Annotated in this window: 24 protein-coding genes; 18 read left to right on the forward strand and 6 right to left on the reverse strand. The window is 38.2% G+C overall.

Annotation, left to right across the window (positions count from 1 at the left end; translation table 11 throughout):
• Positions 1–209 precede the first annotated feature (209 nt).
• The 5 genes from BG04_RS20950 (at position 210) to BG04_RS20970 (ending at position 5,438) form a co-directional block, all read left to right on the forward strand.
• Positions 210–1,586 carry a sensor histidine kinase gene (locus BG04_RS20950; protein WP_034652805.1) on the forward strand — a complete coding sequence of 459 codons (1,377 nt, stop codon included), beginning with the start codon at positions 210–212 and terminating at the stop codon, positions 1,584–1,586.
• 1 nt (position 1,587) lies between these two features.
• The gene (locus BG04_RS20955) at positions 1,588–2,268 is read left to right on the forward strand and encodes a response regulator transcription factor (RefSeq protein WP_016763786.1); all 681 of its coding nucleotides are present in this window, start codon (positions 1,588–1,590) and stop codon (positions 2,266–2,268) included.
• Between the two features lie 113 nt (positions 2,269–2,381).
• Entirely contained in the window at positions 2,382–2,714 is a 333-nt protein-coding gene (locus BG04_RS20960) for a metal-sensitive transcriptional regulator (protein WP_013056612.1), read from the forward strand.
• Between the two features lie 14 nt (positions 2,715–2,728).
• A complete protein-coding gene (copZ, locus tag BG04_RS20965) occupies positions 2,729–2,935 on the forward strand; it encodes a copper chaperone CopZ (protein WP_013082796.1) in 207 nt (68 codons plus the stop codon).
• An 85-nt stretch (positions 2,936–3,020) separates the two neighbouring features.
• On the forward strand, positions 3,021–5,438 hold the full coding sequence (locus BG04_RS20970; RefSeq protein ID WP_034652804.1) for a heavy metal translocating P-type ATPase: 2,418 nt from the start codon (positions 3,021–3,023) through the stop codon (positions 5,436–5,438).
• Positions 5,439–5,576: 138 nt separating this feature from the next.
• On the opposite strand, the gene BG04_RS20975 is transcribed toward BG04_RS20970, so the two are convergent.
• Positions 5,577–6,005 carry a hypothetical protein gene (locus BG04_RS20975; RefSeq protein WP_034652803.1) on the reverse strand — a complete coding sequence of 143 codons (429 nt, stop codon included), beginning with the start codon at positions 6,003–6,005 and terminating at the stop codon, positions 5,577–5,579.
• A gap of 228 nt (positions 6,006–6,233) precedes the next feature.
• Here BG04_RS20975 and BG04_RS20980 point away from each other — a divergent pair, with 228 nt between their 5' ends.
• The 4 genes from BG04_RS20980 to BG04_RS20995 all read left to right on the forward strand — a co-directional run bounded on the left by BG04_RS20980 (position 6,234) and on the right by BG04_RS20995 (position 9,296).
• A complete protein-coding gene (locus BG04_RS20980) occupies positions 6,234–6,791 on the forward strand; it encodes a YdhK family protein (protein ID WP_034652802.1) in 558 nt (185 codons plus the stop codon).
• 329 nt (positions 6,792–7,120) lie between these two features.
• Entirely contained in the window at positions 7,121–8,428 is a 1,308-nt protein-coding gene (locus BG04_RS20985; protein WP_034652800.1) for an MFS transporter, read from the forward strand.
• Between the two features lie 293 nt (positions 8,429–8,721).
• Complete coding sequence (locus BG04_RS20990) at positions 8,722–8,901, forward strand: hypothetical protein (protein WP_013082801.1); 180 nt, start codon at positions 8,722–8,724, stop codon at positions 8,899–8,901.
• Between the two features lie 74 nt (positions 8,902–8,975).
• Positions 8,976–9,296 carry a 2Fe-2S iron-sulfur cluster-binding protein gene (locus BG04_RS20995; RefSeq protein ID WP_013082802.1) on the forward strand — a complete coding sequence of 107 codons (321 nt, stop codon included), beginning with the start codon at positions 8,976–8,978 and terminating at the stop codon, positions 9,294–9,296.
• Positions 9,297–9,519: 223 nt separating this feature from the next.
• Here the strand turns inward: BG04_RS20995 and BG04_RS21000 are convergent, their stop codons facing one another.
• Positions 9,520–10,086 (reverse strand): peptidoglycan-binding domain-containing protein, encoded by a 567-nt coding sequence (locus tag BG04_RS21000; RefSeq protein WP_034652797.1) that lies wholly within the window; start codon positions 10,084–10,086, stop codon positions 9,520–9,522.
• A 550-nt stretch (positions 10,087–10,636) separates the two neighbouring features.
• Between BG04_RS21000 and BG04_RS21005 the strand changes: the two genes are divergently transcribed.
• On the forward strand, positions 10,637–11,629 hold the full coding sequence (locus tag BG04_RS21005; RefSeq protein ID WP_034652795.1) for a YibE/F family protein: 993 nt from the start codon (positions 10,637–10,639) through the stop codon (positions 11,627–11,629).
• Positions 11,626–12,402 (forward strand): YibE/F family protein, encoded by a 777-nt coding sequence (locus tag BG04_RS21010; RefSeq protein WP_034652793.1) that lies wholly within the window; start codon positions 11,626–11,628, stop codon positions 12,400–12,402. Before BG04_RS21005 ends, BG04_RS21010 begins: the two co-directional genes overlap by 4 nt.
• A 144-nt stretch (positions 12,403–12,546) precedes the next feature.
• Here the strand turns inward: BG04_RS21010 and BG04_RS21015 are convergent, their stop codons facing one another.
• Both BG04_RS21015 and BG04_RS21020 read right to left on the reverse strand, forming a co-directional pair.
• Entirely contained in the window at positions 12,547–13,248 is a 702-nt protein-coding gene (locus BG04_RS21015; RefSeq protein WP_034652791.1) for a hypothetical protein, read from the reverse strand.
• 72 nt (positions 13,249–13,320) lie between these two features.
• Entirely contained in the window at positions 13,321–14,001 is a 681-nt protein-coding gene (locus BG04_RS21020) for a hypothetical protein (protein ID WP_230586569.1), read from the reverse strand.
• A gap of 295 nt (positions 14,002–14,296) precedes the next feature.
• Between BG04_RS21020 and BG04_RS21025 the strand changes: the two genes are divergently transcribed.
• The 4 genes from BG04_RS21025 to BG04_RS21040 all read left to right on the forward strand — a co-directional run bounded on the left by BG04_RS21025 (position 14,297) and on the right by BG04_RS21040 (position 18,892).
• On the forward strand, positions 14,297–14,647 hold the full coding sequence (locus BG04_RS21025; RefSeq protein ID WP_013056623.1) for an ArsR/SmtB family transcription factor: 351 nt from the start codon (positions 14,297–14,299) through the stop codon (positions 14,645–14,647).
• Between the two features lie 15 nt (positions 14,648–14,662).
• Positions 14,663–15,961 (forward strand): arsenical efflux pump membrane protein ArsB, encoded by a 1,299-nt coding sequence (locus BG04_RS21030; RefSeq protein WP_034652789.1) that lies wholly within the window; start codon positions 14,663–14,665, stop codon positions 15,959–15,961.
• A gap of 265 nt (positions 15,962–16,226) precedes the next feature.
• Positions 16,227–18,380, forward strand: a complete 2,154-nt coding sequence (locus BG04_RS21035; RefSeq protein ID WP_034652787.1) for a DNA topoisomerase III — start codon at positions 16,227–16,229, stop codon at positions 18,378–18,380.
• A gap of 113 nt (positions 18,381–18,493) precedes the next feature.
• A complete protein-coding gene (locus BG04_RS21040; RefSeq protein ID WP_034652785.1) occupies positions 18,494–18,892 on the forward strand; it encodes a PaaI family thioesterase in 399 nt (132 codons plus the stop codon).
• Positions 18,893–18,896: 4 nt separating this feature from the next.
• Here the strand turns inward: BG04_RS21040 and BG04_RS21045 are convergent, their stop codons facing one another.
• Complete coding sequence (locus tag BG04_RS21045) at positions 18,897–19,526, reverse strand: NUDIX hydrolase (protein ID WP_051975612.1); 630 nt, start codon at positions 19,524–19,526, stop codon at positions 18,897–18,899.
• Between the two features lie 135 nt (positions 19,527–19,661).
• Between BG04_RS21045 and BG04_RS21050 the strand changes: the two genes are divergently transcribed.
• The gene (locus BG04_RS21050) at positions 19,662–20,351 is read left to right on the forward strand and encodes a DUF421 domain-containing protein (protein ID WP_230586617.1); all 690 of its coding nucleotides are present in this window, start codon (positions 19,662–19,664) and stop codon (positions 20,349–20,351) included.
• A 213-nt stretch (positions 20,352–20,564) separates the two neighbouring features.
• Here the strand turns inward: BG04_RS21050 and BG04_RS21055 are convergent, their stop codons facing one another.
• Complete coding sequence (locus BG04_RS21055) at positions 20,565–22,082, reverse strand: tannase/feruloyl esterase family alpha/beta hydrolase (RefSeq protein ID WP_034652779.1); 1,518 nt, start codon at positions 22,080–22,082, stop codon at positions 20,565–20,567.
• Between the two features lie 294 nt (positions 22,083–22,376).
• On the opposite strand from BG04_RS21055, the gene BG04_RS21060 reads away from it, so the two are divergent.
• Positions 22,377–23,288 carry an AEC family transporter gene (locus tag BG04_RS21060; RefSeq protein ID WP_016763802.1) on the forward strand — a complete coding sequence of 304 codons (912 nt, stop codon included), beginning with the start codon at positions 22,377–22,379 and terminating at the stop codon, positions 23,286–23,288.
• A gap of 125 nt (positions 23,289–23,413) precedes the next feature.
• Complete coding sequence (gene zwf / locus BG04_RS21065; RefSeq protein ID WP_034652776.1) at positions 23,414–24,913, forward strand: glucose-6-phosphate dehydrogenase; 1,500 nt, start codon at positions 23,414–23,416, stop codon at positions 24,911–24,913.
• The last annotated feature ends 87 nt before the right edge of the window (positions 24,914–25,000 follow it).

The raw sequence follows: 25,000 nt of genomic DNA on the forward strand, positions 1-25,000 counted from the left end.
AAATGCTGTTCTGCGTACGTGCGTGTACCTATGGTAAAATGTCAGAGAATAACACTTATTTGACTAATTCAGTACAGTTGTATCAACAGAAGAACCTTTCTTATTAGGGAATTTTTCATAGTATAAAGACAATTATTTTGTGGGGCATTTTTATTCTGCACAGTTTCTTCAACTATTACTTCTATAATAAAAGCAAAGGATGTGAATAAATGAATCGAATTTCTATTAAGCTTGGACTCTTGTTTTTAATGTTCATTTTACTAATTGAAGCGGCTCTCTTTTTTTACTTATATAGCGGTCTTGCCAACACACGAATTTCGGAGGAATTAGAAAGTTTGCGTTTAAGAGGAAACAGTCACCGGGAAGTATTAGAGAAGCATCATGATTCGGCTACGCTTAACCATGTTGCACTGATGGAATCTGAAGCAGAAACTGATGTTGTCATAACAGATAAGACAGGAAAAATTATCAGTTCGTCTCGGCCTTTAATTCAAGGTGCAAGAAAAGCGGTAGAGAAATGGAAAGGAAAGTCTCTTACATACAAAGGTGAAATTATGCAAGGCGACTGGAAAAGAAAACCTTATATCGCCACAGCATCACCTATTAAAAAAGGCCGTCAGCAGTTCGGAACGGTTTATATGTTCAAAAACACAAATGATATTCACGAAATGATTGCGAGACTACAGCATCATTTTTACGTAGCCGGAGCTGTTTCCATTTTATTTTCAATTGTGACTATTTTTGCCCTGTCTAAATTTATAACTGCTCCTTTAATCAAGATGAAAAAAGCAACAGAGAAGCTGAGTCAAGGGGATTTGTCTGTAAAGCTTGGCGCTCATTCAAGAGATGAACTTGGACAATTAGGAATGTCCATTCAGTCGCTAGCAAATGAGCTGCAGCGGTTACGAAAAGAGAGAAATGAATTTTTAAGCAGCATTTCACATGAACTTCAAACTCCTTTGATGTATTTAAAGGGATACGCAGACGTTGCTAGAAGGCCTTCTAATACACCGCAAGAACATGATAAATATCTTGCTATTGTGGAAGAAGAAGCGGAAAGAATTTCACAGTTAGTCAAAGATTTGTTTCAGCTGGCGCAGCTGGATCAGCATACGTTTTTTATTCAAAAACAAAAAGTAGAACTGGCTACGTATTTGCACACCATATGCGCGCATTTTCATTTAGCTTTAAAAGAAAAAGAGATGGATCTGGACATAAGCTGCTCTCAAGGTCTTTACATTTTACTAGATCCTGAAAGATTTCAGCAAGTGATTATCAATTTACTTGATAACGCAATGAAATATTCAAAAGAAGGGACTAAAATTGATTTGATTGTAAAAAAATCAGCTGAATCATTGACAATAACTCTTAAAGATCAAGGAATAGGCATTCCAGAACAAGATCTGCCTTACGTATTTGACAAGCTATATCGAGTGGAAAAATCTCGCTCGAGAAAAAGCGGAGGATACGGATTAGGCTTATCAATTGTAAAGGAGATTGTAGAAGCTCATGGAGGAGAGATAACAATCATAAGCGAGAGGGGAAAAGGAACGACCGTAGAGATTGTATTAAGAGAGGATGGATAGGATGGCCACTATTTTATTAGTAGATGATGAAGCAAGGATGCTGGATTTACTAGAACTTTATCTGCTGCCAAACGGATTTACATGTATAAAATTTGAAAGGGGCACAGAAGCGCTGCGCTATCTTTATGAAGGTAACAAAGCAGATTTGATGTTATTAGATATTATGATGCCAAGCGAAGATGGGTGGGAGATTTGTCAAAAAGTAAGAAAAATGTCTGATCTACCGGTCATTATGCTCACAGCCCGCAGCCAAACGTTAGATGTAGTAAAAGGATTAAATATAGGGGCAGACGACTATATTACTAAACCGTTTAGCGAAGAAGAATTGGTTGCACGCATCAGCGCGGTTCTTAGACGTTCCTTAAAAGAAAAGAATGAAATCACCTATAAAGGCTTAGTATGGAGCAAGGAAGACCACGTATTACAATATAAAAATCAGTACATTCAAGTGACCCCTAAAGAGTTTGAATTAGTGGGATTACTTCTTCAGCATTTAAATCGTGTGTTCAGCCGGGACGACTTGCTTGTGTTAGTGTGGGGATATGAGGCTGAGATTGGAGATCGTACTATTGACTCTCACGTGCGAAATGTTCGGGATAAGCTTAGAAAAGCGGGTTTTCCTGTAGACGAATACCTGCAAACCGTATGGGGAATAGGCTATAAGTGGGTTGATGTTAGTTGAAAATGATATGAGCATAGCTATCGAAATTGGTGAAAAGATAAAGTAAGCGACCTTTTCCCTTTACATAGGGTAGGGGGGTATAGTATGATGAAGTCATGAAGGGAGGATGTTAGATGGTCGAAGCGAATCACATGAACAGTGAAGAAAAATGTTGTACGATAAATAGTGAAAGAAAAAGTCACCATTCTCCAGAAGTGAAAAAAAATCTAACAAGCCGATTAAATCGAATTGAAGGACAAATTCGAGGAATTAAAGGATTAATCGAAAAAGATACGTATTGTGACGACGTGATTACTCAAATCGCAGCTGCGCAGTCTGCTTTAAATAGTGTAAGTAAAATTTTGCTTGAAGGTCACTTGAAGCATTGCATTGTAGAACGTGTGCAAGATGGTGATGAAGAAGTAGTGGATGAATTATTAACAACCATTAAACGATTAATGAAATAAAGGAGATGCTAAAAATGGAAAACGTAACATTATCGGTACAAGGAATGTCTTGCGGTCATTGCGTCAAAGCTGTTGAAGGCGGCGTAGGCGAACTTAATGGCGTTAAAAGCGTAGAAGTAAGCTTAGAAGATGCAAAAGTAACAGTTGCATTTGATCCAAGTCAAGTAACGGTCGAAGATATTAAAGAAGCTATCGATGACCAAGGTTATGACGTAGCATAAACAGCATCGCGTGCGAATACCTTCGCACGCTTGATTTAGGAAAAATATATACCCCTAATAGGTATATAACAGGAGGCGAAGCGTGATGAGTGACAAACAAAAAGAAGCCACCTTGCAAATTACGGGTATGACATGTGCAGCGTGTTCTAACCGAATTGAAAAAGGATTAAAAAAAATAGAAGGTGTAAAAGAAGCAAACGTAAATTTGGCTTTGGAAAGATCTACTATCATATTTGATCCGTCTAAAACAAGTCCACAGGCCTTTGAAGAAAAAATCGAAAAGCTTGGGTACGGAGTTGTAAGTGAAAAAGTCGAATTTGCTATTACGGGCATGACATGCGCCGCTTGTTCGACTCGTATTGAAAAAGGGTTAAACAAATTAGAAGGCGTGACAAAGGCAAGTGTTAACCTTGCTTTAGAAACGGCTTCTGTTGAATACAGCCCTTCTCAAATAGCTCCGCAAGATATAACGCAGCGAGTTGAAAAGCTTGGATACGGAGCAAAGCTAAAGTCGGAAGAAAAAGAAGAAGAGCAAAGCTATAGAGAAAAAGAACTGAGTAAACAAAAAGGAAAATTTTGGTTTTCATTTATTTTAAGCGTACCGTTATTATGGGCAATGGTTAGTCATTTTACGTTTACGTCGTTTATTCCTTTACCTCATATGCTGATGAATCCATGGGTTCAGCTCGCTTTAGCTACGCCTGTTCAATTCGTGGTAGGGAAGCAATTTTATGTAGGCGCATTTAAAGCTCTGCGTAACAAAAGTGCCAACATGGATGTTTTAGTAGCACTAGGCACAAGCGCAGCTTATTTTTACAGTCTATACTTTTCTCTTAAATCACTGGGGTCATCTGCTCATACGAATCAGCTTTACTATGAAACGAGCGCTATATTGATTACGCTGATTCTTTTAGGGAAATTATTTGAAGCAAACGCCAAAGGCCGTTCTTCAGAGGCAATTAAAAAGATGATGGGCTTACAGGCTAAAACGGCCGTTGTCATAAGAGGCGGAGCGGAAGTTGAAATTCCAGTGGAAGAAGTCCAAAAAGGCGAAGTTATTTTTATTAAGCCTGGTGAAAAAGTGCCTGTAGACGGGGAGATTATTGAAGGGCAATCGGCCTTAGATGAGTCCATGCTGACAGGTGAAAGTGTACCGGTAGATAAAAACATTGGAGATAAAGTAATTGGAGCTACACTCAATAAAAATGGTTTTCTAAAAATAAAAGCTACAAACGTTGGCAGGGAGACGGCGCTTGCGCAAATTATTAAAGTAGTAGAAGAAGCGCAGGGTTCTAAAGCGCCTATTCAGCGATTAGCTGATTATATCTCAGGTATATTCGTGCCAATTGTAGTCGGAATTGCACTTCTTACTTTCTTTGTTTGGTATATTTGGATTGCGCCTGGCGAATTTGCACCGGCTTTAGAAAAGCTTATTGCCGTATTAGTGATTGCATGTCCATGCGCGTTAGGCTTAGCTACTCCAACTTCCATTATGGCGGGGTCGGGCCGCGCAGCAGAATTTGGTATTTTGTTTAAAGGCGGCGAGCATTTAGAAGCAACGCATAAAATCGATACGATTCTTTTAGATAAAACGGGAACTGTTACAAATGGAACTCCCGAGTTAACCGATGTACGTATTGCACAAGGCTACGAAGAAAATGAGCTATTGCAGTTAGTTGCATCGGCTGAGCGTTTGTCGGAGCATCCTCTCGCTCAAGCACTCGTAGCAGGTATAAAAAATAAAGGTATAGAGATTCAAGATCCGTTATCTTTTGAAGCTATTCCAGGGTATGGAGTGAAAGCAACTGTACAAGAGCGAAAGCTGTTAGTGGGAACAAGAAAGCTTATGAATCAACATAAAGTGAATATTGATACAGCCTTAGAAGAAATGACAAATTTAGAACGAGAAGGAAAAACGGCTATGCTCGTTGCTCTTGACGGAAAGTATGCCGGCATGCTTGCTGTCGCAGATACCATTAAAGCGACTTCTAAAGAAGCAGTTTCCAGGTTAAAAGAAATGGGCTTAGAAGTGATGATGATTACAGGTGATAATCGTCAAACAGCTCAGGCTATTGGGATGCAAGCGGGTATTGAGCACGTTATAGCAGAAGTGTTGCCAGAAGGCAAAGCAGAAGAAGTGAAAAAGCTTCAGCAGCAAGGTAAAAAAGTCGCAATGGTAGGAGACGGTATTAATGATGCTCCTGCACTTGCGCTAGCTGATATTGGAATGGCCATCGGAACAGGAACGGATGTAGCGATGGAAGCCGCTGATATTACGTTGATGCGAGGAGACTTGATGAGCATTGCAGATGCGATTGAAATGAGTAGAAAAACGATTTCTAATATTAAGCAAAATTTATTCTGGGCAATGGGCTACAACACGCTTGGTATTCCAATTGCAGCAGTTGGGCTGTTAGCCCCTTGGGTCGCTGGAGCCGCGATGGCCTTTAGTTCTGTATCGGTTGTATTAAATGCACTGCGATTGCAGAGAGTGAGGCTATAAGATATGAAAAAATGGATCGTCTCAGCTATTTTGTACGTGCTCGCAGTCATAGCAGTATATGCTATTTGGGCAATATAAACTAAAAAATATTAGAGTCATCGAGTCATTCTCGGTGAAAGTGATCTAAAAGCAAAGCTGCTAAAGAATATTCTTTAGCAGCTTTGTTAAGTGCAAGGAATTTTTTTGATTCAATTCATACCCTTTAAGATGAAGGTCTTCTGGGTGTTTTTGCTGAGCAATTAACACATCACGTCCATCATCCATAATCCAAATGAAATAATGACGGCTAGAACCATCTCCATAGGTAATGGTCATTTTGCAATCGATGCTCCCAGCAGATTCTTCATCTAAGAGAAGTTTCATATGCTGCGCTTTTTTTATACTGTTAGTGAATGCATTCATATCTTGTTCATCGATAAATGTTTTGAGCGTTTTCATTTTAATGGACGTTACTTCTATTTTTTGTACGCTAGATGAGAGAGTGGAGTGTGCGGAAGCAAAAGGGGCTCCTATCACCAAGCTAAACGCAAGTAACAGTGAGGACAGAGCAAAGCGTATTTTTAGCATGTTTCTTTCCTCCTTTTATTTTTATATTTTTTCCTTATGGTAAGTGATTCATACGAGGGCCTTTTTTAGGCACAGGAATTATTCGTGCCCAATTACCTTCATCTTCACAAAATCTGCACAAATTCTGGCTACAATAAAGAAAAGAAGAAGAGTAGGCAAAGGTAAGTTGTTTCTAATGATTAAATGATTTTTATTTTAAAGTTTATTATGTGGAAAAGAGGGACTGTTATGAAAAAACAGCTATTTATTCTTGGGGCATCTGTCATTATTGGACTAAGCGGATGCGGAAACGATTCTAGTCATGAAAAGCCTTCAGCTGACAAAAATGAATCCATGCACGATCACTCAGAGATGAATCACTCTAGTTCAGGAGAGGTTCCAAAAGGATTAAAAAAAGCAGAGAATCCAACATATAAAGTTGGAGATAAAGCCGTTATAAAAGCAGATCATATGAAAGGCATGAACGGGGCTGAAGCAACGATTGTTGGTGCTTACGATACTACGGCCTATACCGTTTCGTATACGCCAAAGACTGGCGGAAAAAAAGTAAAAAATCATAAGTGGGTTATTCAAGAAGAAATAAAAGGTGCGGGTAACGAGCAGTTAAAGCCAGGTAGCGAAGTAACGCTTGAAGCAGATCATATGAAAGGTATGAAAGGGGCAAAAGCAACGATTGATTCAGCCGAAAAAACAACGGTATACATGGTAGACTACGCACCGACTACAGGCGGAGAGAAAGTAAAAAATCACAAGTGGGTAACCGAAAGTGAACTTTCAGCCAAATAGACTGTTAGTGAAAAAAGAGGCTAGTACAAAAGTGTTTTAGGTGAAGGAAGATCCGAACGATGAATCGAGATTCTTGATTGAGAATCTCGATTCATCGTTCGGATTTTTTCGTTGTTATGGTGAATGTAGGTGGTTGCTTCTAGCTGTAGTTTGGATTGATTTTTTTATGACTCAATCTCTTTTTGTTTACTTCTTGTTTTATGTTTTATCATGAGGGATTTCTTGCATGATGGATGAAGAAAACGCATGTTTCTTTCAAAAGAAGTTGTGGTATTAAGTAGAATGCTACGGTAATAAAACGAACAAACTACTGATGAAAGGAGCTAGCTATGAGTGAACATACAGTAAAGCGAACAGGACGCACACGATGGTTCATTTCATCTTTGTTAAGCAGTATGATTATTTTAAATTATTTTGATCGTGTAGCGGTGTCAGTGGCCGCTCCTGCAATACAAGATGCATTTCACTTAACGGGAACAGAGCTCGGAATTGTCTTTTCTATTTATACGTATTCTTATACGATCATGCAAATACCTGCCGGAAGCTTGCTTGATCGGTTCGGAGTAGCATGGGTAACAAGAGTGGGTATGGTGATTTGGAGTTTATTAACGATGTCCATGGCATTTTTGCAAGGAAAACTTCTTCTCTATATCGTTCGATTTTTAATAGGAATAATGAGTGCTTCAGCTTTTCCAGCAGCGTCGAAAGCTACGTCTCTATGGTTTCCTCCAAACGAAAGAAGCTTGCCAAATTCTTTGTTTGATTCAGCGGCAAAATTTTCAAATGTACTTGGCGCGCCTCTTGTGGCATTTCTCATCACTAAATTTGATTGGCGCACAGCATTTTTATCCATTGGAATGATAAACGTGCTGTTTACGCTGCTGTTTTGGTTTTATTACGAAAAACCAGAAAAGCATAGACGCATATCAGATGATGAGCTGAAGTATATTCAAGAAAATAATTTAAATGCGAACGATGAACAAACATCAAAATTTTTACATACCTTAAAAGTCTTATTTACAAATCGAAAAGTTTGGGGGCTAATGATTGGGTTTACAGGCTATGGATATACGTTTAATTTACTGTTAACGTGGCTGCCAACTTTTTTAAAAGAGAAATACGGCATGGATATCATGTCATCGGGTCTGCTTACGGCAGTCCCTTGGCTAATTGCTACATTTGCTGGCATTTTAGTTGGCGGTTGGCTTGTTGATTACCTCATAAAAAAAGGATATAACAGTCAAAAAGTATATCGCACGATCATTGTTGTAGGATTATGCTTAGGGTTTGTTTTTTTAGGTTCTATTTTCACCAATAGTGTTGTAGTAGCGATGATTTGTATCTCGATTGGACTGGCAGGTATATCTGCAACTGCACCAATCGGCTGGTCAATTTCTGCTGAAATTGCGCCTGCAGGCTCCATTTCTCTTCTCAGTTCTATTGTTAATTTAGCTAATAATTTGTTTGGTGGAATTATAGCTACAGCTTTAACGGGATATCTTTTGGATAAAACCGGTTCTTTTAATCTAAGCTTTATTGTAGCGGGAATTGTATTGTTGCTAGGCTTAATTTTTTATATTTATGTGTTGGGAGATATTAAACAAATTAAAATTCCAAAAAAACAAAGTACGAAGTAAAACCCCATGACACGCTATGGGGTTTTACTTTTGATTATAAATAACGACCTTGCTCATGCACTTAGGGATGTGAAAAAGTCTAGTCTTCTGATCTGATGCTATTAAAAGGAGAAACAAGATGAATTGGTTTGTTTGAAACATATGATAGGGACTTGTTTTAAAACAGAATTGTTGGTATAGCATGTTCTTAAAAAGGTTAAGATGATTTTTATGAAGAAATTCTGTGTCTATTTTTGTGATTTCAGCAGAAGTAGATATAAACCGCACTATAAAAAATAGAAAGGCAGAGGAACATGAATCATAAAGAAAGTGAAAACAATACTGAGTTAAATCAAAGTCATTTGTTAAAGGAGCCTCAACGTATAGAATTATCTAAGTATCAAATTTTAAAAGCACTGATACCTGTTATTATACTTGGGATTGTCGTTTTAGTTGCCGTATTACAAAATGATGGTCTTCTTAATTGGATTTAGGCATGCAATAAAAAGAAACTGCATATAGTATAATTCAAATCGCTTGTACACAGTAGAGGGAAAGAGGGAGATACATGCCAAGAGTAACCGTTTTAGGATATGGAAGTTTTGAAGTGGCAAAAGGAAAAAAGCTTGTCTTGGCACTCGAAGACAACGGTATAAATATTCTTCATCGATGCGGCGGGAAAGCTAAATGCACGACTTGCAGGGTAGAAGTGCTTGAAGGTGAATATTGTGATTTAACACACGCAGAGAAAAATGCATACTCAGAAAGTTCAATTGAAGATCACTTGCGCTTATCATGTCAAATTCGTGTAAATGAAGATATCACCGTTCGGCCCATATTAACGGTAGAGAACTCAGGGCGAGAAGCAGGACCTCGACCCGCAGAGTAGTCCTGTAATCGCAAAAAGCAGCGTGTGGAATGTTCAGCATGCTGCTTTTTTCATTTTTATTAAAAAATAACAAGAACAGCTGCGGGGAGAAAAAGCTGTTCTTGTTCAAGTAAAATACCTACGGAATGATTCCTTTAAATTTTAGCATTCTGTAAGAGAAGTAGTAAATCACTCAAAAGAGTAATTATGAAGGCTTTTTTCGAACCGTTATTTGTAAATAGGTTTAATTGGATGCTTCAATCACATCTCCATTTTTGTAAATATGATACCACCCTATGGTACCTGATCCGCCTTGATCCATCCAGTCTTTGTTTTTTGCTACGAATCTGTAGTAAGCTTTATCGTTGTTATCTTTCCGTAAGCGGTCGTCTGTACTGAAGACAATGTTGTCACCGAGTTCTTTTTTACCGAATGTAATAGCTGTGCTGACAGGAAATTGCTTTCTTTCTACCTTGTTCTCATCTAAAGCTGCCCATGTTAAGGGGCCAACAATACCATCTGGAGACAAGCTGTGATCGGTTTGAAATTCTTTTACTACGTTTTGTGTCTGCGTACCGAAAATTCCATCAACTGATGTGTTATACTTCACATCTTTTAAGCTTTGCTGTAAGTCCTTTACGTAGCTAGAGTGAGAACCTTTACGAAGCGTAGGCCTTGTTTCTGCTTTAGTTTCAATTCTTTGTGAGTAGGTATCTTTAGCAGCTGCTTCAGTAGTTGGAGTGCTGAATGCTACGCATGTTGTTACAAGGGTGAGAGTAGAAAGCATGATAAGTGTTTTTTTCGTTAACATGAAATAACCTCCTTGTTTTTAGCAACTATTTGTCGCTTTTCATGAGTTTTATAACTAATCAGTAGCTATAAAGTCAATTTATTATAGCGCAGACAGTTTTCTATTTGTTTTTATATTCCTATGATTATATAAGATAGTCATAAAAAACTAGTGAAGTAGATAAATCGTTCTACGTTTTCACTATAATTTCATTTTTCTCTGGTACAGTACGGAGGGAAAAAACAGCAGGTTTGAGCGTCTTGTGTACCTAGAGTATGTCTTACTCTATAACGCTCATAATAAACGAATGAAAAGACTGCAAAGGGAATTTAGATCTCTTTGCAGTCTCTTCATGTTCAAGAGCTCTGCGTTCAAATAATAACCAGAAAGGAATTATGTGATGTCACCTCTGTATTCCCAGCATATAAGGAATCTTTTTTCGAAGCAAAAGTTTAATAAATTATCGCGTAAACAAATCTTTCTCTATATACTAGGAATTTGCTGTTTGTGTATAGCGCTAATAGTAACAAACCACAATTATTCGCTTTATAAAAAACCGATAGCGGAGGTAGTGAAGACGAATGTTGTAGAACAAAATAAATCTACTGATTTAAATCACAACAAAGATACCGTATATTCTCAAAAAATTGTTGCTAAAATCATGAACGGAAAATATAAAGGGAAGCTTATCCATTTAGAGAATACGTACTCATACTCAGGTGCTTATGATCAAAAGTACACTGTCGGAACAGATCTTTTTGTCTCCTTAGAAAAGAATTCACAGCATGCTTTAAGCGGCACGATTGAAGGAGTGAAGCGGGACACGCAGGTTACCGCTGTCGCGGGCTTATTTATACTGATTTTGCTGGCTATTGGAAGAAAGCAAGGTTTTTATTCGATCATTAGCTTATTTATTAATATTGTCCTTTTAATCGGGGCCCTTAATGTATATTTAGCACTAGGGAATGTGAGCTTGCTAGCTGTATGTATTGTAGCTGTCGTTCTTTTTACAGTTATTTCTTTGTTATTAGTAAGCGGTAATCAAGAAAAAACGCATGTAGCGATTATTTCAACTTTAATAGGTACATTTGTTTCTCTTTTAATCGCGTATGGTGTCATGCAACTGACAGATTCTAATGGCCTTCATTATGAAGGAATGGAGTTTGTGACGATTCCTCCTCAAAAAATATTTATGAGTGAGGTACTAATAGGATCTTTAGGAGCTGTTATGGATGTAGCGATTACGATTACTTCTTCTGTTTATGAACTATATGAAAAGAATAAAGAGATAGCGCACAAAGACTTACTGAAATCGGGCAAGGAAATTGGCGGAGACATTATGGGAGCCATGACGAATATTTTATTTTTTTCATATATAAGTGGAACAATTCCAATGGTTCTTCTTTATTTAAAAAACGGTTCTCCTTTAGGATACACGTTTTCAATGAATTTCTCGTTAGAGTTAATTCGTGCTCTTACTGGCAGCATTGGCATTGTTTTAACGATTCCAATTACACTCTATCTTTCGATTCTTTTTATTTTTAGGAAGGGGAACAGAAAGTGAACGTTTTACTGTTGCTTGCTCTTATTTTATTTATTCTGATGAGTATGGTGGGGGGAAAAAAAGGAATTAGATCTTTCCTTGCTTTGTTCTTGAATTTTGGCGTTATTTTTCTAACCATTCTCTTTATGCTGTCTATAAAAAATACGATTATTGTTACGTTGATCGCTTGTACAATCATTAGCTGCATTAATTTATTTTATATTAATAAATTCAATCATAAAACGCTTGCTGCGTTTGTTTCAACGATTATTACCTTAGCCGTTTTAGTGTTCTTTATTTTTATCATTGAACATCATGCCATGATTCAAGGGTTTGGAGAAGAACAAGAAGAAGAAATTAACGCTTTTTCACTTTACGTTGGAATTGACTTTGCTAAAATAGCCATTTGTACAATTATTATGGGAGCCATAGGAGCGATCATTGATATTTCGCTATCTATTTCATCTTCTATGAATGAATTATTTGTTCATGACCCGTCCGTAACTAAAAAAAATCTCTTCAATTCAGGACTGAAAATCGGAAGAGATATTTTAGGCACTACAACCAATACACTGTATTTTGCATTTGTAGGGGGATATTTGACTTTAATTATATGGTTTAAGAGATTGTCGTATTCGTTTGGAGATATTATCAATTCAAAAACCTTTTGTGCAGAAGTCATTTCTATCTTAAGCGGAGGCATTGGTGTAGCCATTATTATTCCAATTACTTCGTGGATTAGTGCCTCTATTTTTTTACAAAAAAGAGAAAAAGCGAACCATATGTACAAATAAAAAAAGAAAAATTATAAGGAAATGCCCATCCAACTGGTAGTCAGTAATATTTGGATGGGCATTCACATTATTGGTGGAATGTTGAAAAGAAGCTTAATGTAGGCTGGAAGTTATAGTTGAACGAAGGATTATTCTCTATTTTTCTCACTGATAGATAATATGAAAAGGCCAGGAAGCAGAATTTACAGGAGAAGCAGCTTTTACAAGGACGGTCTCACCGTTTGCTGGAAGCAGATTTTTAAACACATAAATTCTATGCTCACCTCTTGGAGATCCAGGTCCTCTGGAGGTTTTTTGGTGTATAATATTTCGCTCATTTTTTGGATCGAGTATCCAATGTGCGTACCAAATCTGCCGTAAAAATTGTCTATTTGTACTTTGCGAACGTTCATCAAATATACAGTGATTCACTTGGCCTGTCCAATATAGATATCGCCCGTTTCCTATATGCCATTCATCTCCTATCCGATATCTGATTCCTACACATTCACCAGGATAGATAATATCAGGGATATTATAATGATTCTCTCTTTGACAGCTAGGGTCACTATATTGTGTATAAGGCGTAACTTCTACTTTTTCTAACTGATTTTTTCTAAAATACAAATACTGCTGCGTGACTTGCCCTGTCGTTCGGTTTACGGCTCGGTGGCTGAGAAGAATACCATTATAAGTCTGTAACTTTGTGTTATCGATGCTTCTTGTAACCGTTAAGGTACCAGCATTTGAGCTTATGACGCCGCCTACTAACCTTCCATTATGAACACAGTACCCGTTTCTGCAAGAGGCACCGGCATTAGCTCGATATAGAACTCCTACGCATGTCCCACTATTAATTAAAGTCAATTATATTCACCTCGCATTCCATCTTGTTTTATAGAAATAGCTTTCGAAAGTGCTCTTCGTTTGAAGTGATTTCTATAGATCATCCGGGCCGTATCGATAGGAAGGCTGTGTTTGAATAAAGTAGCCATTTCGCACTTGAGCCACCCAGTTTTGAAATATTTCTCTCCATTCAACACGGTCAAAAAACTCATCAAGAGGTTTTGTAGAATCCCATTCAATAATAAAGAAAGGAACTACTGATGGATTCCAAACGCCTATACTATTGACACCTGATTCTTTGATAAGAAGTAAAGGCAGGCCTCGTTGGTAACCCATGCTTGGCTCTATTTGTAAAAACGGAGCTCCTTCCCATGATGGGGGCGGAGGTGTACCGCCGGGAATATTCGTCATGGTATAATTGGCAAAGACTTGCTGCATATTCACCGCGATTAACCCATAGCTAGAGAGTATCATTCGGCGAACGCTTGTTATTGTTTTATTAGGATATTGCTCTGTATCGGGCAGTGTACGAGGGAAAAGAAGAACACGTTCAATTTCATCAATTAAACGATTAAGAAATCTTGTTTGAGTAGTATTAAGCATAGAAGGGTGGCTGAGGAATACAGGGATTTTAAAAGCTCTGTCGGCTGTATTTTTCAAAGGAATTTTAGTGGAAGCAGAGGGCGATACTTTATTGTCTCTAAGAGAGTAAGGCTTGTCTACATAATATTTACCATCTTGAGGGTTATAATAGGAATAATGTTTTTTTATCATAATCATCCTTTCTTATTTTTCTCTATATTTTATGCGGATCGACAAAATAAGTATGTATGTTTGTCCAAGGACATTAGGAGCATTTTTACGAGAAAATATACCTATAGTATTATGTGCTAGATTTTGTTTAGATTAGTAGGGGAAAAATAACTTCTTTAAATCCTCAGACAACTGCTAAATCACTTTTAGTTTATTAAAAAATTGTAAAATATTTAGAAATCAATTATAGTAATGAGCATTAATACATAAGCACATTATTATCTATCAACTGAAAGGGAGTAGGAGGTATTCATTAATGAGCACAAAATCTATAGATAGTATTGAAAAGGCAGCCCAAATCTTAAAATTATTGGGAGATAAAACAAGGCTTTCGATGGTTAAATTAATAGAGAACAATGAATGCTGTGTTTGTGAGTTCGTAGATATCTATCAAGCTAGCCAACCTTCAATTAGTCAGCATTTACGAAAATTAAGAGATGCTGAACTTGTGAAGGAAAGAAGAAAAGGGCAATGGGTTTTTTATTCTCTTAATAAAGAAAGCCAGTACTATGAGTTTGTTCTGGGCATACTTGAATCTGTACCAAGTCAGGACGAACGTTTAAAAGAGCTGGAAAAACAAGGACTGCGTATTAGTTGTTGTGAATAATTGGAGGTTTAAAAAGTGGCATCAGTTGTACTAGCATCATTGATTTTTTTAGTAACATTAATTTTTGTCATTTGGCAGCCGAAAAATTTATCAATCGGCTGGTCGGCTTGCGGGGGAGCTATGATTGCTTTACTGGCAGGCGTTGTTGATTTTCAAGACGTTCTTGAGGTAACCAGCATTGTGTGGAATGCGACTCTTACGTTTATTGCTATTATTATTATTTCTTTAATTTTAGATGAAATTGGTTTCTTTGAATGGGCAGCGCTTCATATGGCTAGAGCTGCAGGAGGGAACGGCGTGCGTATGTTTGTTTACGTGTCTCTTCTTGGAGCCGTTGTAGCAGCGCTATTTGCTAATGACGGAGCAGCGTTAATTTTAACACCCATTGTACTAGCCATGGTTCGGGCATTAAAGTTCGACGATAAAATGGTTTTTCCGTTTATTATCGCAAGTGGATTTATTGCAGATACAACGTCGCTGCCCCTTGTTGTTAGTAACTTAGTAAATATCGTATCAGCCGACTTCTTTGGTATTAGCTTTTCTGAATTTGCATCACGCATGATTGTTCCAGATTTGGTTTCTCTGTTTGCAAGTATTATGGTCTTATATCTGTATTTCCGCAAAAGAATTCCTAAGAAATACAATGTAGCAGATTTACAGAAGCCAGTGGATGCCATCAAAGATGAAAAGATGTTTCGGTTATCTGGAATTGTCTTAGTTTTGTTAGTGCTAGGCTATTTAATTGGAGAATTCTTTAGCGTCCCTGTTTCGATTATTGCAGGTATTATTGCTATTCTGTTTTTGATGATGGCTAAAAAAAGCCGAGCGGTTCATACAAAAAAAGTGTTACAGGGAGCTCCATGGGCGATTGTCTTTTTCTCTATCGGCATGTATGTTGTTGTATACGGCTTGCGTAATGCTGGTTTAACAGAAATTCTGGCTGATGTAATCCAAGCAACGGCTAGTCATGGACTGTTTGCAGCAACAATTGGTATGGGATTCACTGCGGCTATTCTTTCATCGATTATGAACAATATGCCAACCGTTATGATTGATGCACTAGCAATCGATGCCACACACGCAGCTGGAACAATCAAGGAAGCGCTCGTTTATGCAAACGTTATTGGATCGGATTTAGGTCCGAAAATTACCCCGATTGGTTCTTTAGCGACGCTTTTGTGGCTTCATGTTCTTTCAACAAAAGGCGTGAAAATTTCATGGGGAACGTATCTTAAAACGGGTATTATCTTAACGATTCCGACATTGTTTATTACGCTTGTTGGTTTGTATATTTGGTTATTGATTATTTCATAACACGTCCCAAAGGAGATCTGTTTTAGTCGATATGATAATGGCTGTTGCCAGAAAAATTCAGATATGTATCAAAGCTGTAGAAAATGATCTACAGCTTTTTTATTGAAAAGCTATAACGGACAGCGACACGTTTTTAAAATGAGATAGGTATCTCTCATCTAAACTACTTTTCTCCTCATTCATACTCCAACAGCTCTTTCTATGATAAAATAATAAAACTGACTAAGTGTCACATGGAAATTTGAAATGTAAGGTGATTAAATACATGAAGTTAATTATTGCAGAAAAGCCGGATCAAGGGTCAACGCTCGCTTCACAGTTTAAGCCGAAGCGTCACGACGGCTATTTAGAGATTCCACCGAATGAAGTGTTTACAGACGGAGCATATGTAACGTGGGCAGTGGGTCATTTATGTCAGCTTGTGAGTCCCGAAGATTATAAGCCGGAGTGGAAAAAGTGGTCAATTGACACGCTGCCGATGATTCCAGACCGCTTTCAATATGAAGTGACGCGCTCAAAAGCAAAGCAGTTTCAAGTGGTAAAAAAACTGCTTAAAAAGCCGACGGTCACAGAAATTATACATGCGGGAGATGCGGGGCGCGAAGGAGAATTAATCGTTCGTAATATCATTCAGCTGTCAGGTGTGCATAAGCCGATGAAACGATTGTGGATTTCTTCTTTAACGCCAAAAGCCATTTATGATGGGTTTCAGCAGTTAAAAGACGAAAGTGATACGCGTAACCTTTATTATGAAGCCTATACAAGAGCATGTGCAGATTGGGTCGTTGGGATGAATGCTTCACGGGTGTATAGCATTTTGTTAAAAAAGCATGGTATGTCAGATGTTTTTTCGGCAGGGCGCGTGCAGACGCCAACTCTTGCTTTGATCGTGAAGCGTGAAAAAGAAATTGATAACTTTAAATCAGAGCCTTTTTGGGAAGTGCTTGCTAAGTTTGATATTGAAGGAAAGAAGTATGAAGGCAAATGGCATCAAGACGGAGAATCGCGTCTTAAAGAAAAAGAAATGGCCTATAAAATTGCTCAGTTTTGCGAAGGAAAAGACGCGGAAGTTCATGAACTCGTAACGGAGCGAAAAGAGTTCCAGCCGCCTTTATTATTTAACCTATCATCACTTCAAGCAACCGCCAATAAAGCGTTTAAGTTTTCTCCTAAAAAGACGCTTGATGTGCTGCAAGGGCTGTACCAGAAAGGAATTGTTTCTTATCCACGATCAGACTCAAACTATGTAACAGAAGGAGAAGCGGAAACGTTTCCTGAGATTTTAGAAAAACTGAGTGCTTTTTCTGAATACGAACATTTATTTCCGCTTCCGTACGCTTCAATTCTAGGAAATAAACGCTATGTAAATGCAAAAAAAGTGAGCGATCACTATGCGATTATTCCAACGGAACAAGTGAAGGACCCCAGCAAACTGTCAGGAGACGAACAGAAAATTTACGACCTAGTCGTAAGACGTCTAATTGCGGCACACTATGAAAAAGCGATTTTCGACTATACAACGATTACGACACTCGTGGAAAAGCGAGCAGCTTTTATTTCAAAAGGAAAGCAGCAAATTCAAGAAGGCTGGCGCAAAGTAATTTTTCAAAACGAGAAAGACGACGACGTTATTCTTCCGAATGTCCAAGAAGGGGAAGAAGGAAAAGTTGTTAAAGTAGACGTGAAAGAAGGTAAAACACAGCCCCCAAAACGCTACACGGAAGGTCAGTTGATTACGCTGATGAAGACAGCAGGCAAGCATTTGGATAATGATGAGCTGGAGAAAATTTTAGCAAAGTCAGAAGGGTTAGGGACTGAAGCTACGCGTGCGGGAATCATTACAATGCTTAAAGACCGTAAATATATTGATGTGAAAAAAAACCAAGTGTTTGCGACTGATAAAGGAAAGGTATTGATTGACGCGATTGGCGATAAAATTTTAGCTTCACCAGAAATGACGGCTAAGTGGGAGCAGCGTTTAGCTGAAATTGGAGAAGGAGCAGCATCGGCCGCTGCTTTTATGGAACAAACAAAAAAGCTGTCAGCTAAAATTATCGAAGACGCTGTCGAAGCAGAAAGTAAGTGGAACTTCAGCGGATACGACACTGAATCCATTCAGCGAAAAGGAAAAGGCAAAGGTAAAAGCTTCTCTTCTAAATCGTTTGGTTCGTGTAAGGTTTGCGACGGAAAAGTAGTCGATAAAGGTTCATTTTACGGATGCTCAAACTATGCAAAAACCAAATGCACGTTTACCGTATCGAAAAAGATTTTAGGTAAAACAGTCACCCAAGCTAATTTAAAAAAACTGTTAAGCGAAGGACAGACAGATTTGATTGAAGGCTTTAAAAAAGGCGATAAAACCTTTAATGCCAAGTTAGAATGGAAAGAAAATAAAGTACAGTTTTTATTTGAAAAATAGAGGGATAAAAAGCGTTTGCTAAAGAGCAAGCGCTTTTTGCATGCGAAGAAACAGGATTTCTCCAGCTTTTCTAGAATTTCTTACATAGCTTATTTATGTAAAGGATGAGATTGATGAAACGAACGGGTAAAGGGATGATTCCGTTTTGGGATTATATTGGCATTGAAGAAACGCTGCTTGAAAAAGGATATGCGGAGTTAAAAATCACGATTCAGCCGCAGCTTCTGCAAGGAAGGGGAACGGTTCATGGAGGCGTTATTGCCACGCTTATCGATGCGGCGGTTGGTTCAGCTGTGCGGTCTTCTCTTTCTGAGGCTGAAAGTGCCAGTACAGTTGAATTAAAAGTAAATTACACAAGGCCGGGTATAGGTGAATATTTAGTTGCTAAATCCACACTGTCTCATCGCGGCAAAACGCTTGCTGTTGGAGAAGTGAAAATTGAAGACAGCAGCGGTAAGCTTGTTGCGCTTGGCAGTGCAACATATATGATTTTTTCAGCAAAAAAAGCTTAGGATTCTAAGCTTTTTTTGCTGAATGCAGCTGCTGGCTAATGAATGCAATGATCGTTTTATAGTAAGCTTTGGGATGAGGAGCAAATTCACTTTTATGGGCTGTACGGTGAATCGGCTCTTTTTTATTTGTTATCCCTTCAATGATCAGTTCTGTTTGATTTCCAAGCCACAGTTCGCAAAAGTGAGAAAACGGCGCTTTTATAAGCCCTGATACTTCTTCTTGCTGCAACGTAAACGCATTAAGAGGGTAAGAGCTGTAGTATAAAAATACGTGTGCAAACTCTTTGTCAATATAATGCGGCTCAGATACTTCATATTTAAATACATCTAAAGGAAGCAATTCATCAAACGAAATATTTACGCCAAGCTCTTCGTGAATTTCTCTTACACCGTCCACAGCGGTTTCTGTATGAAGCAAATGTCCGGCAGCTGTGATATCAAGCGCACCGGGATAATCTTGTTTTTGTTCGCTGCGAATTTGAAAATAAATATAGTCTATATCATTTTCACGGCTGACAAACCAGCAGTGAAACGCTTCGTGCCAATAGCCGTTTTCGTGAACTTCTTTGCGAGACGCTGTTCCTATGCGCTCTTGTTGGTCGTTAAATACGGTTAACACTTCATCGTTCATTATAAAACCCCCATTTGTTTCCTACTTCTTTCTGCTCTAACCTGCCATGAAAGTTATGTAAATAATGGAAGGTGAAAATCTGCGTTGATCCATATAAATATGCACAAAATAAAAGATACATCAATTTTAGTAAAGAAGGTGCATGCGTTGAATCATTGGATGGAAGTGGTACTTCGTTCAGTGCTGATTTTACTTGGCTTGTTTTTTATCACAAAGCTGTTGGGGAAAAAACAGTTATCCAAACTTTCTTTTTTTGAATATATCGTTGGCATTACAATTGGAGATATTGCAGGAACAATTTCAATGGATGTAGATTTACAGGCAAGTCACGGGGTAGTCGCAATTTTAGTGTGGGCATCGTTTCTTATTTTTGTATCAAACGTATCGTTAAAAAGTATAAGCTTTCGAAAAGCGGTGGAAGGGACAACAACGATCCTCATTAAAGAAGGAAAAATTCTTGAGGGAAATGTAAAAAAAGAAAAATATACAGTAGATGAGCTCATGGAGCAGCTTCGGAAAAAAGACATCTTTTACGTAGAAGACGTAGCTTTTGCTATGCTCGAAACCAACGGGGAATTAAGCGTGCTGTTAAAAAAAGAAAAGCAAAACGTTACGAGAGAAGATTTATTAATAAAAGGAGAGGCGACACGATTACCTCAAACGATTATCATGGACGGAAATATAATGAAAGAAGCCGTTCATGAGCTGGGATATAGCGTAGCGTGGGTTAAAGAGCAGCTCAAAAAGAAAGGTGCTGCAGTCGATAAGGTATTTTTAGGTCAAGCAGACTCAGCAGGTCATCTGTATCTTGATTATTATGAAGATTAAGGATGGGACAAAAGCATTTTCCCCTAAGTGAAAAACGAACCATTAATCAACATGTTTGATTAGTGGTTCGTTTTTTGTGATGGTGAATATAGTTTTATTTGTTTCGTTCCTTCTAGCAGTTGCACGGAAATCAACTGCGGTGTAATAAGCAGTCCAGCTCATGTATCTCATTTGTTCGTCTTTAGGTTGGATTCATTTAGTTATGTTTCAACCTTAGCGTGGATCTACTTCTTGTCCGGATTTTATATCCATTACTTTAAGGTTATTTTGAGGCGCTTTAATATCTTTACTTGCAGGCGCTGCTTTTTTATTTTCCACCCAGTCTACTAACAAATCAAAAGATTGATGGGCATATGGAAGCAGGGGCTGAAGCTCTTGATTTGGATCCGTTTGTTTATTCCATACTAAGCTGTCAACGTGATTTCCGTTTTTAACGGTATAAAGGCGATGAAGATTTGTCTTGCCGGCTTTTTTAACGAGCTTTTCATAGCCTTCCGCGTGAATAGACGGGAAGATAAGTGAGTCGAGAGAGCCAGTCATACTAATAAGAGGCACATCAATGTCGCCCGTATTTTCTACTTTTGCTACATTTTCTTTTACACTTTTTGGACGAGTTTGATAGCGATAATTTTCAAAGATATAATCCCATGAGCGATCACGTAGACCTGCTGAAGTAAAGTTTAAATAGTTGTGCCAGTTTGTTCTTCCTGGAGCAGTTGGATCAAAGTGATCACGGTAAATGTTTAATGTGACCGCCCAGTACACTTGATCATGATAATTCCATAATTTTTCTGATCCTTTTGGAAGACCTGCTTTATACATTTGTTTAATGGCTTTTTGCTGTTCTTTTCCCGTTCCGTACAGCGCTTCTTCTGCGTTGTTGACAACAGGTGTTAGTGAGCTAATTAAATTGGGCGCTTTTGCACTCCATAATACGCCTTCCCAATCGACGCCCCCATCAAATAAACGAGGCTCTTTTGTTTGCTTTGGATCATCATGTTCAAGTGCGTATCTGACAACGTATCCACCGTTTGAAATGCCAATTGCATACGTCGGTACTTTATGATTGTTTCGAATCAAATCGCTTGCAGGATTTTTTCGATTGGACGGGTTGATTAGCTTGTCTGAATAATGAGTAGTCAAGTATTGCTGGGCAGCTTTTGTCAGTTGACGATAGCGCATATTCCATTCTGCTACGCTGTCGTCATCGTTAGCGAGTGCATTTTTTACTTTAGCAAAAGGATCGTTAGGGTCACTTTCTCCTTGCGTTCCTTTATCGGTGGCTGCAAATGCATAGCCTTTTTTAAGAACGTAATCGCTGAATAATAAATCGGTGGACGTTTCGTTGCGCGTGGCAGGAATGCCGGCTACTACAAGTTTTCCGTTCCAGTTATCAGGAACACGGACGACGAACTGAGCGTCTTCAAAAATGCCATTTACTTGGGTTCCTTTGACCGCAGCGGGCTGATTGATTCGATACCAGCCCGATCCATCTTCAGGTTTCCCCCAGTTATAAGGAGTAAGCCCAATATTGCCATAGAGCGTAGCCTGCTGATATTGAGCGGGGTTTTTAGTGGTGAGCCAATTCCCGTTCGCTCCGTCAAAATAGGTTTCTGCTGACTGATCAGCATTTGGGATTACATCTGTGTTGTTAGAAGCTTCAGCAAGAGATCCTGAAGCTGAAAAACAAAGAGCAGCAGAAAAAGTAAGCGCTATCATTTTTCGTTTCACGTTTCTTCCTCCTCATAAAAATACTACATACCTTTTAAATAAATTCCATAAAAAAGAAAAATGTCCTGTTTTAAAATCAGTTTGGAGGAAATATTTTTCATTTGTTTCTAAGCTGTTTGTGTCTAACAAACAGGTAAACTGCATCCAATTCTCTAGTTTCTTTTTAAGCTGCTTATATTATATAATGAAACAAGGATTAAAAAAGACAGGGTAAAACAATCGATTAAATAAGTATAAAAGATATGAAGAACGTTTCTATAAAACGTTTATCTTAGAGGGCAAGGGAGTAGGTCTATGAGCAGCTTTAACAGTCAGTTTTTGTATTCCGTTACAATCATTCTATTAGGATACATACTAAAACGAACAAACCTCCTTCAGCAAAAAGACGGGGAAGCTTTAGCCAGAATTATTTTTAATATTACAATGCCTTGCTTGATTATTGTCACATTCAGCAGTATTAAAATTGATGGATCGCTTATCTTACTATTAGTTATTGGGATTGTCTATGGCTTGCTGTTAGCTGCTGTAGGGGTTTTTGTTTTTCGAAAAGATGAGCGAAAAGTGAAAGGCATGCTGACGATGATGATTCCAGGATTTAATATTGGAATGTTTGCTTATCCACTAGTAGAAGGTATCTGGGGAAAAGAAGGGCTTAAATACTTTGGTATGTTTGATGTCGGAAATGCCTTTGTTATTTTTGTTTTATGCTATGTGATTGGCAGCTACTACTCAGGAGATAATATTGACATTGAATTTAAAAAGATTTTATATAAAGTATTAAAATCAATGCCGCTTCTTACCTATGTAATCATTTGTCTTCTTGCGATTATAGGCATTCATTTACCATCATACGTATTAGACGTTTCAGGAATTATCTCGAAAGCGAATATGCCGCTCTCTCTTTTGCTTTTAGGCGTATATTTAAATTTCTCGTTCCAAAAAAGCTACTTGAAAAAAATTATTATGTTTTTAAGTATCCGCTACGTAATCGGACTCGGCGTAGGAATTGCGCTGTTTTTCCTGCTTCCATTTGAAGATATGTTCCGGTATACAATCTTAGTTTGCTTCATTCTACCGGTAGCGGGTTCAGTTTTACCTTACGCAGTAGAATTCAAATACGATCAAAAATTTGTCGGCACCGTGTCAAATATGACGATTCTGCTGAGCTTTTTGCTGCTGTGGGGAATGACAAACATTTTAATGTAAATAGCAAAGGACGCTCACACTTGTGAGCGTCCTTTTTGATGAAAAAAGGATATTCCCAAATAAACAGAGGTAAGCTAGGAGAAGAGAAAATCCATCATACATACAACCTGACGGGAGGAAAAAAAGTGGAGTCCTTAACTTTTGTTTTATTTGGCGCAACGGGTGATTTAGCAAAAAGAAAAATCTTTCCCGCTCTTTATAATTTATTTACAGACAAAAAGCTCCCTGATGCTATTTCTATTATTGGATCGGGGTACGAGCAGATGTCTCATGAGGATTTTAAAGAGCGTGTAAAGCAATCTATAAACGATTTTTCGAGACGGAAAATGGAAAGTAACGAAGAAGATTTTTTGTCCCTGTTTCATTATCAAGCAGTAGACGCAAGCAAAACAGAAGATTACGAACAGCTGCTGAAACTTGTGAATGAGCAAGAAACAACTCATGGAAGTAAAGGAAATCGTTTGTTTTATTTGTCCGTAGCACCCGAATACTTCGATGTAATTGCTCTGCATATAAAAAAAAGCGGCTTGGATCAAACCAGCGGCTGGAAGCGTCTTATGATTGAAAAGCCGTTTGGACATGATCTTGTTTCAGCAAGGGAGCTTAATGAAAAGCTAACCAGTACTTTTAAAGAAGAAGAAATTTATCGAATTGATCATTATTTAGGTAAACCGATGGTACAAAATTTAGAAGCACTTGAATTTACGAACCCCGTGCTGCAATCGCTGTGGAATAATAAACACATTGCAAATGTCCAAATTACGGCAAGTGAAACAGTCGGTGTTGAAAATCGTGCAGGGTATTATGATCATACGGGGGCCATACGCGACATGATTCAAAATCATATGCTACAGCTTCTCATGATGACAGCTATGCATCTTCCAAAACGAATTTGCTCAGAAAACATTTTAGAAGAAAAGCAAAAAGTAATGGAGTCACTGAGGAAAATTCAAGCGAAAGAAGTAGCTCGCGATGTTGTACGAGGGCAATACGGAAGCGGAGAAATCGATCACAAATCTGTTAGAGGATACAAAGAAGAGCCTGGCGTAGAAGCAGACTCTAACAATGATACGTTTGTGGCAGCACGTTTATGGATTGATAATCCATTTTGGAAAGGCGTTCCTTTTTATATTCGAACGGGCAAACGAATGAAAGAAAAATCAACTCGCATCGTCGTAGAATTTAAAGATTCTTTAAAAGGTCTGTACGAAACTCCTTATGACAAAGTAGCACCAAACTTATTTATTATTGAAATTAGTCCAAGCGAAAACGTCGCTTTGCAGCTTAACAGCAAAAATCCATTAAAAAATGGTGTTATTGAGCCGGTTCGTATTACGTTTTCAAGAGAAGAAGAAAGTGTACCGGAAGCATATGAACGAATTATTTACGACGCATTAATCGGCGACTCTACATTTTTTGCTCATTGGAAAGAAGTAGAGCTATCTTGGCAGTGGGTGCAGCCTGTATTAGATGCATTTGAAGCTGACATGCTGCCGCTTTATGAATATCCATCGGGTTCACAAGGTCCTGAAGAAGCCCAGGAATTAGTTGAACAAGAAGGCTTTAAGTGGTGGCTTGATGACGATGAACATGGGGAAGCACCTGGAGTGTTTTTACCTATTTAAAAAAAGAGGCTAGGACAAAATTTTTTTCGTTGAAGAAAGATCCGAACGATAAATCGAGATTCTTGATGGAGGCTCTCGATTCATCGT

It is taken from the genome of Priestia megaterium NBRC 15308 = ATCC 14581, from assembly GCF_000832985.1.
GTDB lineage: Bacteria > Bacillota > Bacilli > Bacillales > Bacillaceae_H > Priestia > Priestia megaterium.